Consider the following 15,994-nt stretch of genomic DNA (forward strand, 5'->3'; position numbering starts at 1 on the left):
TAAACGATTGACTTTTAATTGTAAATAAATTACAATCTATATAAATATTTTACAAACAGGGAAAATAAACTTCACAAAGGAGATTAATTTATGGATTTGAATAAAGAAATTAGTAGTCCACAGCCGAAATACTCCTTATTAACTGCTGTTTTATTTTGGTGTGGATTAGTAGTCGTAGCCAGCAATTATTTAACCATTCCACTCATGTCGATATTTAGTGAAGATTTTCATACCAGCATGACAAATGTAGCTTGGACAGGAAGTGCTTTCTCTCTATGCTATGCAATCGGAAGCTTGTTTACTGGTCCCCTGTCTGATCGATATGGTAGAAAACAAGTTATCGTAACCGGTTTGTTATTGTTGACGTTGGTGACTTTTATATTACCTATCTTTAGCTCCTTGGCTTGGGTCATTGTCTGGCGTTCTTTTCAAGGGTTTGCCGCGGCATGCTTTGCACCAGTTGCCATTGCTTATGTAGTGGATAAGTTTCCTCCTGTAAAAAGAGTAACCACCATCGGATTTATCAGCTCTAGTTTTTTAATCTCTGCGATTGTTGGTCAAATATTCAGTAGTTACATTAGCCAACAATTTAATTGGCAAAGTGTTTTTTATTACTTTGGTGGGATCTATCTCATAACGACTTTATTGGTACTTTCTCTGCTTCCAAAGACAGCTATCGGGCAAGCTGAAAACAACCTGAAGCTCATGCTCACCCAATTTTATCGTTTATTAACCGATAAAAGCTTGATCCAGGTATACAGTATCGCTATTACTCTACTACTCACTTTTGTGGCTTTTTATACGATTCTCGGTGAATATTTGACAGAGGAATTTACAATGAGTTCGGATGGGATTCTTTATGTTCGGATCATCGGAATCATTGGAATGCTATTTGCTCCATTTGCAGGAAAGTTGACCAATCAATTTGGCTTAATGAACATTTTACGCGGAGCGCTGATTATTGCAGTGATAGGTTCTTTAATCATTGGAATCAGTTCCCATTTAGTATTCTTAGTTTTGATGAGTATCGTCTTTGTGACTGGGATTGCGTTAACCGTGCCAACCCTTATCTCTTTAGTAGGCCAACTTGGCGGGAAAAATCATGGAGCAGCTGTTTCACTTTACACATTTATTTTATTTATCGGCGCGAGTCTTGGTCCGATAATTGCTGTATTTCTATTAAAGATCGCAAGTTACGGGATGGCTTTTGTATGCCTGGCCTTGCTGCTTGGTATCAGCTTGATCATCTCGTTTTGTATAAAAAATGAACGTCTAGTTTAAGGAGTAGAGTATTGATGACAAACGTACTTATTTTAGGGGCAACTGGACGTACAGGTGTCTCCGTCTTACAGCAATTATTAGAATATAAGGATATTCAAATTATTGCAGGATTGCGTCAGGCTAGTGATATGTCGAGACTGCCAAAGACGAGATACCCTATTCAGACAAGCGTTGTAGATATTAATAATATCTCTAGCTTGCAACATGCCGCAGAGAAAGCTGATGTTATTGTCAATGCCATCCGAATGCGTGGAGATATTCCTGAAACCGCCTTGGTTGACCTTGACAAACGGATTCGAAAAGCTGTTTCTTGCAGAAAAAACTTGCTAACTATTACGGTTGGTGGAGCCGGCAGTCTAAAAATGAAGAATGGCAAACGATTTTGGCAAGACATTACTTTTCCGCAACGCACATTACCAAGAGGAAGAGCGCATACTAGATTACGTGATTACTTGGAAGTATTACCTGCCTCGGCATCATGGGCTTACTTAATTCCACCACCAGCCTATATTCCTGACGGATTACGTGTTGGAGCTTACCAGCGCTGGGAAGCTGCAAACGATGAAACGGAGTTTTTGCAGAAAAATATCAGCTATGAAGACTTTGCAACGGCAGTATGTGATGCGGTCATAGAGCGTTGGAAAGGAGTATACCTTGTTGCAGGCGTTACACAATAATAGTAGAGGCAATTGCTTTCAATACTTGTCCACTTAAAAACCAAAGTAATAGTAATTTGATATTTTTCATATTTAGATTTACTCTAAAAGCATAAATGTACAAAAAAGGGTTGGATAAAGGATGAAATTAAGTGTATTAGACCAAGCACCTGTACCAAAAGGAGATAGCCCAGAACAGACATTACAACATACATTAGAGTTAGCTCAATGGACTGAAAAGCTTGGCTATCATCGCTACTGGGTTGCAGAACATCATAACAGCAATGGACTTGCCAGTTCCTCACCTGAAATTATGATGACGAGAATTGCCTCAGTAACAAATCAGATTCGTGTCGGCTCTGGCGGCATCCTTCTACCACAATACAGCCCATATAAAATTGCGGAAAATGCAAAGACATTAGCCGGCTTTTTTCCAAACCGTATAGATATTGGTGTAGGCAGCTCCCCAGGCGGTTCTCCACTAACACGATCCGCATTAACAGATAACCAAAATAAAAGCCTTGATGATTTCCCAAGGCAGGTGGCTGATTTACAGGGATTTTTACATAATTCCCTACCACGTGATCATGCATTTCGGATGGTAAAAGCGGGACCACGAATAGAAAATGTTCCACCTCTTTGGATGTTAGGATTATCGGAACGCTCGGCCAAAAATGCAGCAGACATGGGACTCGGCTTTGTTTTTGGTCATTTTATTGACCCAAAACATGGCAGAGCAGCATTAAAAACGTACCAGGAGCATTTTTCTCCTTCTATCAGTATGAAAGAAGCTCAATCGATCGTATGCATTTTTGTTGTTTGTGCTGAAACAGAAGAAGAAGCAGAAGAATTGGCATTAACCCAGGATAAATGGTTGCTAAATGTTGGGAAAGGTTTGGGTACAAAGGTATTGCCAAAAGATGATATTCGTAAGCAGGCATTTAATGATGAAGAATTAACCATTATAAAGCAGAACCGCAATCGTTGTATTGTCGGAACACCTGAAACAGTCAAGGAACAATTAACTGCTCTACAAGACGTGTATCAAACAGATGAATTCATGATCATTACGAATATCTTTGACTTTGAAGCAAAGAAAAAATCTTATCGATTACTGGCGGAAAAGCTACTCTTATAAAAAGTATACGAATTATAGCATTCATTAATAAGGGATTGCTTGAATCATTAGCCTTTGTGATACTCAAACATAATATGCTTTTCATACATTGAATTTAATCCTAATGGTCATGTATCAAAAAGATCAATTGTGTATATACTACTATATATACAAAGTTGAAAAGGTGTGATATCATGAAGGCAAATAGTCATAAAGGGGATTTGAGAATGACCACAAAAGCAACGAAATGGGGAAATAGTGTTGGTGTTCGTATTCCGCATAGAATAGCTCAAAAATACAATGTTCATGATGGAACGGAAATCCAAATAGAAGCTGACGGAGAAAATGGAATTATTTTAAAGCCAATCGTGGAAAAAGACCCAACACTTGAGGAATTGTTAGATAGAATTACTGACGAAAACAGGCATGAGGAATATTTCAAGCGACCAATGGGAAGGGAATTGTTGTAATGGTATCATTGAAAAAGGGTGATATTGTGTTTATGCAATTTGACCCACAATCAGGTCATGAACAAGCAGGATATCGCCCTGCAATCGTATTATCAAAAGAAATATTTAATAGCCGTACTCATTTTGCTGTTGTTTGTCCGATCACCAGGCAAAAGAAGGGATATCCTTTTGAAGTTGAATTGCCAGAAGGGTTGGAAGTTGAAGGGGTTATTTTAACTGACCAACCGAAAAGCATGGATTGTCATTCCCGAAATGTTAGAGTTGTTGGACAGGCACCAGAAAGCACTGTTCATACATGTATCAAACGAATCCATACTTTTTTATCTTTAGAATGATTAGAACTACAGTTTGATTTACGCTTTATCTTTCTAAATAATAGACAAACATACTACATAAAGCAGCCGATTAAGCTAAAGTGAAAAAGAATTCGATTCCCCCTGCTCTCACATTCATTCTTCTGTATAAAGCCTCCACCAAAGAATCATTAGTATGGTAGTACCTTCATAGTCGTTATATATATTCTAATGTTGATCCACTCATGCTTGAAGACGAATCCGATTAAATGTTTTCGTTTTATAGCCGGGCTTATTATCCTCGTACAATCCATAATTAAAGACAAGCTTCATTTTGGATGCTTCTAAAACGGCTTATGCCATGTTCACGACCGTTTTCGCTTTTTATATAGGGAGGAATCGAAAAAAGGATATCTTGTTTAGAATTTTTTAGTGTGAACAAAATCTTATCCAAAGTGAAAAACACTAAAATAAAAACAAAACGTTGAAAGCATTTTCGTTCTGTATCCCTTGTATCTTTCGGTGAATTCAAATTGATCCACTCGGGAAATATGCACCAAACCTTTAGAACAGATCACTTTGCCCTCCTCTTTGAGTACTTGATCTTAAAAGATTTTATAAATCATAAAAAATAATATTAAATAAGGTGTCCTTTTGCCTCGATCGGAACTATATGAGGGATAGGAGGGATGCAAAATGCAGAAAATCGCATTTGGAAAAGAGTTAGCAAAAACAATTGGCTTGAACGAAAGTATTGTATTGGAGAAGCTCAACGAACGTGTTGAAAAAGAAGGAACACCTTTGGACGGACGGGTGTGGATCGAGCGTACCTATGAAGAATGGCAAGAGGACTTTTCTTTTTGGTCAATCGCAACCATTAAACGAACCTTTGCTTCTTTGAAAAGACAGGGCCTTATTCAAATGGAGCAGCACGGGAAACATCGCTATGATCGTACAAATTGGTATACCCTTAGTGAGAAGGGATGCCAATGTTTTGTACAAGAAAAAACAGCAGAAGAGAAACCAGAAACTGATGAAGCTGAGGACATCCAAGAAAAAGTAACCATCGTTGAGAAACAACTTAAGAAATTGGATTTTTTCCCCCTTCACGTGTCCCAAATAGAAGAATTAACACATGCTTGCAAAACCTTTTCGCTTAAGCAAATTTTACAAGCCATAGAAGCAACAGCCGAGCGTGCGATTTTCGCTTGGAAATATGCATATAAAATCTTATTAACCAATCAAAAAGCCAACACAACCGAATCAAAGCGAAAGATTATTCGGACGGAAAAAGTACCTGATTGGTTTCAACACGAAGAGCATAAAAACGCAGCTGGGATCACACAAGAATGGAATGCCGAGATGCTTGCAAAAAAACGGAGATTACAGGAAATTCAGGAAAAATATCAAAAACAAAAGAAAACGACTTTTTCTTATGCTTAATAGTAACTTCATCGGCACCAGTATGTTGACAATTCTTTTCAGGTTTTCTCCCGCATTAACTGGCTGTAAGACCCCCACTTCAAGAATTCGTGGAAAAAAACCTAGAATTATAAGTGGGGGATCAACAGCCAGTAAAAGCCCGATTTGTTCGGGCCGAAAGGAAGTTGGTCACAAAGGCGTTGCGACGTACAGGACGTACTAGTGCGGGCGAAACGACAGGATGTCGTGCTTTGAGCCTGCCGACAGGACGTCGCGAATTTAGCCTTTGATCTTCTAAAATCAGTGGGGGATGAAAGAAAACCCCCACTGATTCAAGTTTCACTTTATCTGAATTCTGCATCAATCAGGAACTGTCATTCTTCGATAGATGTATAAATAACAAGGTTGGTGATGAGTGTGAAAGGGTGGCCAGTAGACAATGTAGTATTAAAATCCGAACCATGTTGATTTCCGCTCCAGTCGGACGCTTTCCGCGGGCTTGGCTTCAGTCTCCTCGCCGCTATCGCGCCTGTGGGGCCTTCCGCTCAAGCTATTCCCGCAGGAGTCGCCGACTTCCACTCCAATCAACCGAATGGGAGATGTACATGGACTCAAATGATTGGATCGTCAGTTAGTTCCTCCAAATAGAAAATATCTCCAAATTCATATTGTGCGAGAGTTCCTTCAAAAATCCGCTGATGTTCAAGCCTTCGTCGACCATTAGAAGATCGCTCTGGTTCTTTACACAACTCTGAAATAAGCTCAACCATAGGCTTTGACCAATAATCACTAATAACGTTTAGCATTTCACTTTGCAGCCTACTTTCTTCTTCATGAGTAATGTTAAACAGTAGGGAATCATCGCAATATAAATCTGATTATAGACCGCATTTTTTCCTTTTCCATATAACGTCTTCAGGACAAGATGTTGTTTGATCCATTTGAAGAACAACTCAATTTGCCACCGATTTCGATAGAGATCACTGATCTCTTCGGCCATTGCAGATAATGGAAATCTTATTCCCTTCGCGAGCTACTGTCTGTTGATTTCTTTATTCAAGTGAAAAAATAGGGTATTACTATATAGAAAATAAATGTATTCAATCTTGTTCAAATGGTATAATTAGAGGACAATAGCATATTGGTTAGCTCAAGGGTGGTCGGCACACTCCCGAAAGGGGGTGATGCCTTATGACAATTGCAGAATCGTTAATGCTGATGGTGAGTTTCGGAGCGTTAATTGTTGCGATTATGTCAGATAAAAATACCAAAAAATAAAATCCACCCTTGAGTTCACGGCTCGTTTCGGTGGATTTTATTCATCTAACATTCGTGCTGATCCCCCTTGCAGGGAACCGAGCTATTGTGTAGGCTGAAGGTGTTGTAGCACCTTCAGTCGTTTTTAATATATTCATTTCTAATTACATTATACCCTTTTTTTCTTAAAAAGAAAACAATGCTTTAACAGAATTTTCACTGCGAACACAGCCAATGTAAAAACCTGCTACCATAGAGGATTAGTGAACAACCTAAAACTGTACTTGTCAACTTTTTCATTACTGCTCCCTCTCTAATGACAATGCAATTGAGTGTATTTCGCTTATAATCCGTCAGGACAAGATAAAGATTCTAAAAGCATGTTAATATTTAACTAATACTTTTATTGGATCAGCCTTTCCATTTGCCAGATCTGCAAAACAATGGATTAACTCTTCCTTATGAATTTCCAGCTCAAATAGCTTGTCTAAAGACAAGTGATTCTTCCTAATTTGATTAAAATGCCATTCAGAGTGTTTGTGATAGTCCCAACCATCACTAGATCCTACAATGTTTAATTCCCTCTTATAAGATTCAGGTTGCATTCCTGATTTCCGTCTGAAAGTATGCAAATAGAGCCATTTTTAGTCACAGCCTTCTGCAATTTTTCAAATGCGTTATTATACGATGAACATTCAATGCCATATGTATATTTATTTTCATAGCTTGTATCATCATTCTCTATAACGCTATTTACTCCTAACAATAAAGCATGTTGTGCTCTTGATATTTTAGGCTCAATAATATCTACTTTTGTCTTAAAAAATATACCGCTAAAATCCCCATTGTCCCCGTACCGCTAACGAATACTTTATCACTGGGCTTTGGTTTAAGTTTCATAACTCCCTTAGCAGCATCTCAGGATAAAATCGTTAGTAAAGCATCCCTGCAGTTTATATCTTTAGGAACTAGTATTATTTCATTTTCTTTTACTATATTAAAATCTTTATGTCCGTAAAAAGCTATTACTCTATCTCCAACTTTTAATTTCCTTACGTTTTCACCAATAGATACTACTTCACCATAACTTTCATATCCTGTTTCAATTGGGATATAAGGGAGGTTTATCCGCTAAATTACTGTTCATATACTGAGGGATTTCTGCTCCAATACTTATTGCTCCAACGATCGTCTTTATGAAAACTTCATCATCCTGGAGGGTGTTGGAATTTCCGTTTTCACCCATTCGAGTTGCTGTTCTCCGTACAAAACAAGTGATTCCTGGTACATTATTTCACCTTTTTCAATATATTTTTTTATTAAAACAGATGAGAAATTAGCCAATGAATCTGTTAACACTAGTGAATATAGGTTCTGTTTTTTCTTTTTTAATTTTCTTCATAGCTCATAGCTAAAACTATTTCTATACTGTTGAGGTGAATACTGTGTCTGTTTTTGAAAGGCATGATAAAAACTGGAGTAGCTTTGAAATCCTACTTCATAACAAATGTCCATAATGGATAGATCTAAGTTTTTTAAAAGATGGATGGCCTTACTGACGCGAATATTCTCTAAGTATGAACGTGGTGTTCTTGATGTATGCTTTTTAAAAATCCGTCCTAAGTGATATGGGCTGATGCCGATATTCTGCGCTATTTGTTTCAATGTAAGCTTTTCTGTGTAATGTCTTTGAATATATGCTTTTGTGTCATTTATGATATCCATTATTGGATCGAACTTGATCATATCCGGTTGGCATCTTTTACAGGGTCGAAAACCGGCTATTCTTGCGTCTTCAGCTGTTTGAAAAAAGGTGATATTTTCCTTATTAGGATTTCTCGACTTACAAGATGGGCGGCAAAAAATCCCTGTTGTTTTCACTGCGTAGAAAAATAGACCATCATATGAATCGTCACAGTTATTAGCAATTTTCATCATTTCATTGAAAGAAAGCTTTGTATGAGTAACCATCCCTTTCATCTCCTGTCTCGGCTTTTCTTATACTTGTTATTTATATACCCTATTTCCTTATATAACGTAAGAAAGTAAAAATCAAGGAAATAAGCAAGTATCCTAGTACGCCTCCAAGGGTATTCAAAATTAAATCATCTACGTCAAAACTCCCCAACCTAAATATAAGTTGGATAAGTTCAAAAGTTAAACTCAAGAAAAAAGTTGCTAAAGTAATAGCCTTTAAGTTTAATTTTCTCGATAGTAAGGGGACAAGGAAACCGAACGGCATAAAACCAATTACATTTCCTGCTAAATTCTCAATCCGTACCCTAGAACTCAGATCAGTTGCTGAAAAAAGATAATAAGAAATAGTTTTAAACGGAATGAAGTTTTGCCTACCCCAAAAAAGTTCTCCCTCAAAATTTAATGTAAGATGATTTACAATTACCTGTAACGGTAGGAATTTAAATAATATCTGTTTTGAAAGTATACATAGATAAAGACACAATAACACCACAACTATAAACTTTAAAAGAAACCTCAAAAAAATAGTAACTCCTTTCTGATCATGAACACTTTACAATATGAGCCGTTTATGCACTCGAGAGTATTTTGATTTTAAATTTTGATACTATATTAACATATATTTAAATTAATCTTAATTCCGATTGGGAGGGCAGTCCAAAGTGTAGTCAATCAATTAATAGTGTAAAATTGACTCTTCCTCAAATCCGTTTGTTGAAGCTCCTATCATTACTAATAATTAACCCTGATATGTATAAGGTGCAGAGGATTTTAAAAGACTTCCTACTCCCCCACGGTGATATGGCATTAATTCATTCGCGGTTTGTACATCTACCCATTTGATTTCTAGAATCTCGTCTTTGTATTGTATGGAGACTTTTCCACCTACAATCTCTGCTTTAAATGTTACAAACAAAGCATGATGTTCTTTTTCTTCAAAAAAGGCTTCATTCACCGCAATAACATCTTGAACCTCTATTCTCAAACTCGTTTCTTCCTCTACCTCGCGAATGGCTGCCTGTTCCAACGTTTCACCTTGTTCAACAGCCCCGCCAGGGAGAGACCAGCCACTTCCTTTATTATTCACCATCAAGACTTTTTTATCGTTTTTATCATAAATAAATACGTATGCTACATCAACCCTTTTCATTTTGCCCCCTCCTCTCCTTATTTTTAATTTTCATCCAATCTTGAATGATTGTTATTCCAGAACTCCGCTATCTTCATAAGCAAAATGATCAATTTATTAAATGTTTATTTAACATAATCCAGATATCTGAGTTCCCCTAAACAATTGTGGCCGAGGCTGGAACAAAAGTGTTTTCACTCACAAAACCGAACTATTTGGTGCATATACCTTGCTCCTGAAATATACTTCGCTAAGGCAATACCTTGTTCGTCTTTGAAGCTTAGCTTTTTAGTTATGTCCCAGCCCCGTCAAAATCCTTCATCTCTTAGTTGTTCAATCCGGAATTTGACAAAGCTACAAGGTCAGATTCCTCATAGCGATTATGCCCTTTTATACTTTTTTTGTGTTTCCAACATTCAATTGCCTGCGCTAAGGACTTATCCGTATTGTCTGCAAAAAAATCTCGAATATAGGTATTATATTCAAATTGTTTATCGATCGTTGTTTTACCCTTTTTCTTTTCTTCTAGAATTTTATAATAAGCCCGAATTGCTTCTTTATATGTTTTCCCAGAATTATTTTTTAGCCATTTTTGAAAAATAACGTTAAAGGAAAAGGTTTTGCCGATCCTCTCTTTGAAGAAAACTCTGTGCGTTTCGGTACAAACAAAGTTTGCTTCTATTATTGTATCTTCCGTTATTGTGTCTATCTTCCGTACTGATTTACTTTTTTTAGAAACTGATCGTATCTCTCCTGTATCTAAAAAATGCGCAATCCTCTCAGTAAGTTCTATTTTGCCTCCAGAAATAGGTAAGTTATGTTTCCTGCAAAAATCAACTAGCTCTGATTTCAAATAATAAAAACTACGCAAATCTTCTCCAGTTAAATTTATATCTAAGCTTGGTCTTTCTGTCATATAATTTCTCCCATAAAAAAAGATTATTGAATTGGCACCAAAAATTCACAGTACTTATCTTCACCCTCTTCTTCTTTGTACCGTTCAATGATGGGCGCTTTCCTGAGAATGAGATTGTTTTCTGTGATTTCCATGTTTAAATTGTGCCAAAATTCTTTTACAGCTTCTGTTGTGTGTGTAATGGTAAATACAGCATATCTTCCCCCTGCAAAATTTCCTGACATAGCCGGTTCCTTTACTTCGTCATCGTTATCTACTGGAATGATAACATCGTATCTGCATTCATTAGGTGAAGTAACTTCAGGATTGTCTTGCGCGATTCCGTACACTCCATACTCAAACCAATTTTTGGATAATCCATTTGCGCGAATCCATTTTTTGAACTCCTTCATCATTTTAAAGTTTTCTTCACTACCATAGGGTCCAACATTTCTAAAAAAGGCCATTTTCTTTGCAGCCAAATTCTCAATTTTGATTGACATGTATATCCCCTCCTTGAAATTAGCATAGATCGATTTAAAATGATTTTCCAGTCAATTTTTTAAATATTAGAAAACTTTTTTGGTCTATCTCTTAAAGAGAAGATCATATTTTCCGCTGCATTACTATTAACTTTTTACCGCATGGATGTAATGAATTGTTTCGAATGCAGACAAATAATCTGTACGATCGCGAAAAAATTTTTCATTAATCATAACAGGCGATAAATGTTCAACAATAAGCAAACCTAAATCTCCTAACATTTCTTCTATTTCATCATAAGTAAAACATGATCTCATTGGTTCACCACTAGCTGAGGCCATTTGAACCATATTTTGAACTCGATTAGACAACCCCTTTTCCTTAAAAAGATTCTCATCAGCATAATCAAACACGATAGAGCTTCCCGACGGTACTTCGGCAAATAATGTATTAATTAAGTTAGCTATTTCCTCTTTTGTTAAATAATACGATACGCCTAAGAGACTAAATAAGGTATTTTTGTTCGTCCTAAAACCTTCTTCCACTAGATTTTGAACAGTAAAACTTTGTGTGAAATCACCTGAAACGAAATGAAGATTTTCAGGAATTTGATAATTAGCCTCTGTTAATCTGACCTTTTTAAAATCTTGTGTTGTAGGATGATCAATTTCAAATATCTCTAAGCCGTCGTCTAATTCTGGATGACGGAAGCAAAAGGTATCTAAGCCAGCACCTAAAATGACATATTGCTTTACCCCTTGCGACATTTCTTGAAATAATACATTTTCACAATAGGCAGCACGCGCCAAAGGAGTTGGAGAAAGCTGGACTTGTGTGATCCATTTTAAAATTTCTTCTGGATGATTTTGAAACTCGCTTGCAACTTGCTTATTAAAGAATTGAATTCCATTAACCATGTTCTCGCGAATAGCTGAAAACTCTTTTTGGGTAATGAAATCTTTTGCAATAAAATCATCAAATATTTTCGGTGTGTCATTTTGACTGTGGTATGCTCGACCAAAAGCTGAGATTAAGGAAGTTAAGCTTGATTCATTTTCCTTCATACAAAATCCTCCTATAACAAAAATAAGATTCCCCTGGCCAGGAGAACCTCATTATACACATAAATATTTTAACTGTAAATTATAGCATAAATAAATATTTTTGTCAATTAAAACCCCTTATTTTAACAATAATTACTCCTGCCCTGTCTCTCCTAATAGGAGAAAAATAGCAATCGATAAGAAATTTATTTTTGCGTGCATGTTAAAATAAAACTAGAATCAAACTACTGGTATGATTATTTTACATTATCAATTAGAAAAAGCTAATATAGCGAGGAGATGTTTCAATGATTGTGAATATTTATCCATATTTAACAATGAATGGTAATGGCCAAGAAGCTATTAAATTTTATGAGAATGCTTTGAATGCAACCGTTTTAAATGTACAGACATTTGGCGATATGCCAGAAAATCCTGGATCCCCACCAATGACTGATGAGGCAAAAAATCGAGTCTTAAATGCTCATTTGAAAATAGGGGATACAGATTTAATGATTTCCGATACTTTTCCTGGGCCGCATGAAGAAACTTATCAGCTAGGATCACAAGTAACGATCGCTATTACCATTAATAATGCTGAGACATCAAAAGAAGTGTTTACAAAACTATTAGAAGATGGGCAAGAAATTATGGCGCTACAAGAAACCTTCTGGAGTCCATTATATGGACAAGTAACGGATAAATTTGGCGTTACATGGCAAATCTCAACAAACTTGCATGAATAATTAAACGAATACTTTTTTATCGCACTAGAAAAGCACTCAAAAATGGGAATCTGGCTTTAGACTCTGTTTTCGAGTGCTTATTTAATTATGGATTCCTCCGATATGGACAAATGGAATTGAGAAAGCATCTGATTTTATAATTAATTCTGGGAATGCGCTCTATATATTGTAAAAACCATTAATGGCGTTTTTACTGCTATGATCATTCATATAAATACTGAAGATGCTTCGAGAATATGGGGTTATTGTAACATACTCTCCAATTTATCCTTCACTAATGCCCATTCTCGATCGATTACACTATAAAACACCGAATCTCTTAAATAACCATCAGGCCTAATCACATGATTCCGTAGCACTCCTTCTTTTACCGCACCCAGTCGTTCAATTGCCTGCTGGGACCGCATATTACGCCCATCCGTTTTTAATTGAACACGAATGGCCCCAAGTGTCTCAAAGCAGTGCTTCAAAAGAAGATACTTACACTCTGTGTTTATTCTAGTTCGCCAAACTGTTGGAGACAGCCATGTCCAACCAATTTCCAAGTTGCGGTTTGGTATGGATATATTGAGAAAACGGGTGCTGCCTACAATTTCCCCCGACACCTTATCAAAGATAACAAAAGGAAATTCACTTCCCTGCTCTCTCGCTTGAAGTGCTCCATTCACAAGACGCTTCATATCCTCAATCGATTGAACCCTCATTGGCATATAAGCCCATATATCTGGATTATTTCCCGCCTCAAATAATGCCTGTACGTGATGATCCTCCATAGGCTGTATCTTGACTCTATCTCCTATTAGTACTACTGGTGTTATTTCCATCACTCTTCTCCTTTTTTTCTTTAGTATGATTATATAAACAAACTGATCCAGGTTAAAGTGTTATTTGTTTATTTAGAACGGACAGATAAAGTGCAAATTCAATCAGTGGGGTTTTACAGCCAGTTAATGCGGGATAAAAAAAGTCAAACAACTCATCCTCCACTAATCGAGATAGGTATATGCTACTTATCATATAGGATATTTTTACATTTAATTTTTGCCACCGTTCTAATTCCAAATGATGTTCTTTCTATTAATGTATAAAGAGAATTAGAAATGTTGATATTTTTAATTATTTTGCAACGTTTCTGCTTCCCCGTTCGACTTAATTATGAAAAGGAGGGGATGGACAAAATGGATATTGCTAAATTAGTAAAAAAAGCGAAGAAAGGGAATGATGAAGCTTTTGAACAGCTAGTTAGTTCTGTTCGTCATAAATTGTATCGGACAGCCTATTCATATGTTAGAAATGAACAAGATGCACTTGATCTTTATCAAGAGACTATTTACAAGGCCTACACATCGCTTCAGTCATTAAAGAAGCCGGAGAGTTTCCAGAGCTGGATTATAAAGATTCTCGTTTTCAAATCTATTGATTTTATTCGAAAAGAGTCGCGGCATTTTACAACGGATGATGAGGAATTATTTGCCGAATTAGCTTCTAAAGAAAACGTTGATTACATAACACATTCAATGGATTTGTCTGAAGCTTTTAAGTTCTTGGACCCTAAATACAAAACGATTATTTTACTAAGGTATTATCATGATTTATCAATTAAAGAAATTGCCCACATCATGAATTCCCCAGAAGGCACAGTAAAATCGCATTTAAATAGAGCAGAAAAGAAACTCAGGCCTATTTTAAAGGAGGGGTATTTATATGAATAAAGAACAGTTTAATCGTTCCATCGACAAAATTGATATACCTATTGACAAGCTAATTACAAGGGAAAAAGCAGCTATGCTTCAAGGACAGAAAAGACGAAAGGTTAGACGAACTACGAAGCGTTCTATACTAGTTGCATGTGGATTATGTATGGCATTACTAGGTTTCGGATTCGTTTCAACTGGCATGGCAGAAGCTTTATCGAATCTACCAATTATCGGAAGTACACTCGAAGAATTTGTATATTCGAGAGGACATTCTTTGAAAGATTATAAAACGATTATTGGAGAATCGGTAGAAGATAATGGAATGAAAGTAACATTGAATGAAGTAATATTAGATGAAGGCCAGCTTCTTATTAGTAGTACATTCCACACAAAGTTAACGGATGAAGACTTAAATTATAATTGGTATTCAGACATAAAAATTTATATAAATGGCAGCGAATTAAGTCTTGGAGGCGGGGGACGTACTGAAGAAATAACCAATTCAAAAGTACATTATTTTTGGTCTGCTAATTTAGAAGATATTAAACTACAAGATAATCATCAGATTAAAATAGTCTTTCATAATTTGGAACGAAGTGATTCTAAGAAAATGACGAAAGGAAAGTGGAGTTTTGCATTTACCGCCTCAGGTGAAAAGCTTATGGCAAATAGAAAATCAATACCGATTGATAAGCATTTTACACTAGAAGATGGACAAAAGGTAGAGGTGGAAGAGTTGGTATTAACTCCCGTTTCAACAAGACTAGATTACAAAATGGAAAATGTGACAACAGACCTTTACTTTAGACTTGAAAATCAAAATGGTGTGGAACTACAAGAATTTTCTGCACAAACAATGAGTTCCAATAACTATAATAGATTTGCAGCATTAGAAAACCATGTGACCAAACTTAAAATTATTCCTTATATCCATTCTACTGATAATACAGACGAAAAGATTCTCTATGATGAAATTTTTGAAATAGATGTGAAATAAGAGCAAATTGAAAAGTTGATTTTTATTAGCAAGTGCCTTTTGAAATTCAAGCTAATTTTAAAAGGAAATTCTTATTTAAGTATGACTAGAATATAAGCCTAATTCTTCGCTAGAACATGAAGAATCTAGGCTTTTTTCCAACCCTTAAACCTGTTTTCACTCTCCCCATTGGAAAAAACTTTGGCGATAGCCATTTAAAGTTATAACAGAAATTAGTTTATCTTATGAAGATTTTCCCTTCAATGGGGTAATCCTTGCTTAACATTGTTAATCTTTATAATGTACTTCAATCATTCATCACTCAAATCCTCAGTTTCTTCCGTTTCAAAACGTTTAATTCTCTCTAGAACTCCAGCATTATGTAAATAAAGCGTCTCCTGTATGGCGTCCCACTCTCTTTTGCTTACAAGAACGGCACCGACATCACTTTTTCCGGCAGTTATTTCAATCGATGTATCATCCTCATTAACTTGTTTAATCAATTGGTATAGGTTTTGCTTTGCATTCGTTGGATTAACACTCAACACGACA

General features: G+C 36.2%; 21 protein-coding genes and 2 pseudogenes. 10 read left to right on the top strand and 13 right to left on the bottom strand.

The features are described 5' to 3' along the window. Window positions 1-90: 90 nt before the first annotated feature. From KI375_RS23275 to KI375_RS23295, 5 genes are all read left to right on the top strand, one after another. Window positions 91-1,281: an MFS transporter gene (locus KI375_RS23275; protein ID WP_212975781.1), complete on the top strand. Its 1,191-nt coding sequence runs from the start codon at window positions 91-93 to the stop codon at window positions 1,279-1,281. A gap of 14 nt (window positions 1,282-1,295) precedes the next feature. Then, window positions 1,296-1,958, top strand: coding sequence for an NAD(P)-dependent oxidoreductase (locus KI375_RS23280; protein WP_212975782.1), 663 nt, complete (start codon window positions 1,296-1,298; stop codon window positions 1,956-1,958). A gap of 121 nt (window positions 1,959-2,079) precedes the next feature. Further along, window positions 2,080-3,075, top strand: coding sequence for an LLM class flavin-dependent oxidoreductase (locus tag KI375_RS23285; RefSeq protein WP_212975783.1), 996 nt, complete (start codon window positions 2,080-2,082; stop codon window positions 3,073-3,075). 173 nt (window positions 3,076-3,248) lie between these two features. After that, complete coding sequence (locus KI375_RS23290) at window positions 3,249-3,524, top strand: AbrB/MazE/SpoVT family DNA-binding domain-containing protein (RefSeq protein ID WP_244853006.1); 276 nt, start codon at window positions 3,249-3,251, stop codon at window positions 3,522-3,524. Further along, the gene (locus KI375_RS23295; RefSeq protein ID WP_212975784.1) at window positions 3,524-3,859 is read left to right on the top strand and encodes a type II toxin-antitoxin system PemK/MazF family toxin; all 336 of its coding nucleotides are present in this window, start codon (window positions 3,524-3,526) and stop codon (window positions 3,857-3,859) included. The genes KI375_RS23290 and KI375_RS23295 overlap by 1 nt, the downstream gene beginning before the upstream one ends. Before the next feature lie 201 nt (window positions 3,860-4,060). Here the strand turns inward: KI375_RS23295 and KI375_RS28040 are convergent. Next, window positions 4,061-4,156, bottom strand: a pseudogene (locus KI375_RS28040) (DUF1659 domain-containing protein); the annotation flags it as partial. Between the two features lie 357 nt (window positions 4,157-4,513). Between KI375_RS28040 and KI375_RS23305 the strand changes: the two are divergent. After that, on the top strand, window positions 4,514-5,260 hold the full coding sequence (locus KI375_RS23305; RefSeq protein ID WP_212975786.1) for a hypothetical protein: 747 nt from the start codon (window positions 4,514-4,516) through the stop codon (window positions 5,258-5,260). A 590-nt stretch (window positions 5,261-5,850) separates the two neighbouring features. On the opposite strand, the gene KI375_RS27575 is transcribed toward KI375_RS23305, so the two are convergent. Together KI375_RS27575 and KI375_RS27580 are read right to left on the bottom strand one after the other, a co-directional pair. Continuing rightward, complete coding sequence (locus KI375_RS27575) at window positions 5,851-6,045, bottom strand: hypothetical protein (protein ID WP_244853009.1); 195 nt, start codon at window positions 6,043-6,045, stop codon at window positions 5,851-5,853. A 29-nt stretch (window positions 6,046-6,074) separates the two neighbouring features. Beyond that, window positions 6,075-6,257, bottom strand: a pseudogene (locus KI375_RS27580) (transposase); the annotation flags it as partial. A 173-nt stretch (window positions 6,258-6,430) separates the two neighbouring features. Between KI375_RS27580 and KI375_RS28045 the strand changes: the two are divergent. Next, window positions 6,431-6,517 carry a putative holin-like toxin gene (locus KI375_RS28045; protein ID WP_374706899.1) on the top strand — a complete coding sequence of 29 codons (87 nt, stop codon included), beginning with the start codon at window positions 6,431-6,433 and terminating at the stop codon, window positions 6,515-6,517. Window positions 6,518-6,879: 362 nt separating this feature from the next. Here KI375_RS28045 and KI375_RS23315 read toward each other — a convergent pair whose 3' ends face one another. The 8 genes from KI375_RS23315 to KI375_RS23350 form a co-directional block, all read right to left on the bottom strand. Further along, on the bottom strand, window positions 6,880-7,101 hold the full coding sequence (locus KI375_RS23315; protein WP_212975787.1) for a hypothetical protein: 222 nt from the start codon (window positions 7,099-7,101) through the stop codon (window positions 6,880-6,882). Window positions 7,102-7,414: 313 nt separating this feature from the next. Then, window positions 7,415-7,624: an alcohol dehydrogenase catalytic domain-containing protein gene (locus tag KI375_RS27725; RefSeq protein ID WP_306419863.1), complete on the bottom strand. Its 210-nt coding sequence runs from the start codon at window positions 7,622-7,624 to the stop codon at window positions 7,415-7,417. A 270-nt stretch (window positions 7,625-7,894) separates the two neighbouring features. Beyond that, entirely contained in the window at window positions 7,895-8,467 is a 573-nt protein-coding gene (locus KI375_RS23325; protein WP_212975788.1) for a bifunctional transcriptional activator/DNA repair enzyme AdaA, read from the bottom strand. Between the two features lie 49 nt (window positions 8,468-8,516). Then, the gene (locus KI375_RS23330; RefSeq protein WP_306419864.1) at window positions 8,517-8,966 is read right to left on the bottom strand and encodes a VanZ family protein; all 450 of its coding nucleotides are present in this window, start codon (window positions 8,964-8,966) and stop codon (window positions 8,517-8,519) included. A 246-nt stretch (window positions 8,967-9,212) separates the two neighbouring features. Further along, window positions 9,213-9,623 carry an NUDIX hydrolase gene (locus tag KI375_RS23335; protein ID WP_212975790.1) on the bottom strand — a complete coding sequence of 137 codons (411 nt, stop codon included), beginning with the start codon at window positions 9,621-9,623 and terminating at the stop codon, window positions 9,213-9,215. 304 nt (window positions 9,624-9,927) lie between these two features. Continuing rightward, complete coding sequence (locus KI375_RS23340; RefSeq protein ID WP_212975792.1) at window positions 9,928-10,518, bottom strand: DUF6434 domain-containing protein; 591 nt, start codon at window positions 10,516-10,518, stop codon at window positions 9,928-9,930. Between the two features lie 23 nt (window positions 10,519-10,541). Further along, entirely contained in the window at window positions 10,542-11,000 is a 459-nt protein-coding gene (locus tag KI375_RS23345; RefSeq protein ID WP_212975793.1) for an AraC family transcriptional regulator, read from the bottom strand. A gap of 126 nt (window positions 11,001-11,126) precedes the next feature. After that, window positions 11,127-12,044, bottom strand: coding sequence for a class I SAM-dependent methyltransferase (locus KI375_RS23350; protein WP_212975794.1), 918 nt, complete (start codon window positions 12,042-12,044; stop codon window positions 11,127-11,129). Window positions 12,045-12,331: 287 nt separating this feature from the next. On the opposite strand from KI375_RS23350, the gene KI375_RS23355 reads away from it, so the two are divergent. Further along, the gene (locus KI375_RS23355) at window positions 12,332-12,769 is read left to right on the top strand and encodes a VOC family protein (protein ID WP_212975795.1); all 438 of its coding nucleotides are present in this window, start codon (window positions 12,332-12,334) and stop codon (window positions 12,767-12,769) included. Between the two features lie 242 nt (window positions 12,770-13,011). On the opposite strand, the gene KI375_RS23360 is transcribed toward KI375_RS23355, so the two are convergent. Further along, entirely contained in the window at window positions 13,012-13,593 is a 582-nt protein-coding gene (locus KI375_RS23360; RefSeq protein ID WP_212975796.1) for a GNAT family N-acetyltransferase, read from the bottom strand. 354 nt (window positions 13,594-13,947) lie between these two features. On the opposite strand from KI375_RS23360, the gene KI375_RS23365 reads away from it, so the two are divergent. Both KI375_RS23365 and KI375_RS23370 read left to right on the top strand, forming a co-directional pair. After that, window positions 13,948-14,481: a sigma-70 family RNA polymerase sigma factor gene (locus KI375_RS23365; RefSeq protein ID WP_212975797.1), complete on the top strand. Its 534-nt coding sequence runs from the start codon at window positions 13,948-13,950 to the stop codon at window positions 14,479-14,481. Beyond that, window positions 14,474-15,463, top strand: coding sequence for a DUF4179 domain-containing protein (locus tag KI375_RS23370; RefSeq protein WP_212975798.1), 990 nt, complete (start codon window positions 14,474-14,476; stop codon window positions 15,461-15,463). Before KI375_RS23365 ends, KI375_RS23370 begins: the two co-directional genes overlap by 8 nt. A gap of 290 nt (window positions 15,464-15,753) precedes the next feature. Here the strand turns inward: KI375_RS23370 and KI375_RS23375 are convergent, their stop codons facing one another. Next, window positions 15,754-15,987 (bottom strand): type II toxin-antitoxin system Phd/YefM family antitoxin, encoded by a 234-nt coding sequence (locus tag KI375_RS23375; RefSeq protein WP_374706897.1) that lies wholly within the window; start codon window positions 15,985-15,987, stop codon window positions 15,754-15,756. Window positions 15,988-15,994 lie beyond the last annotated feature (7 nt).

The organism is Bacillus sp. J14TS2 (assembly GCF_018333015.1).
In the GTDB taxonomy this organism is placed as follows: domain Bacteria; phylum Bacillota; class Bacilli; order Bacillales; family Bacillaceae_C; genus Lederbergia.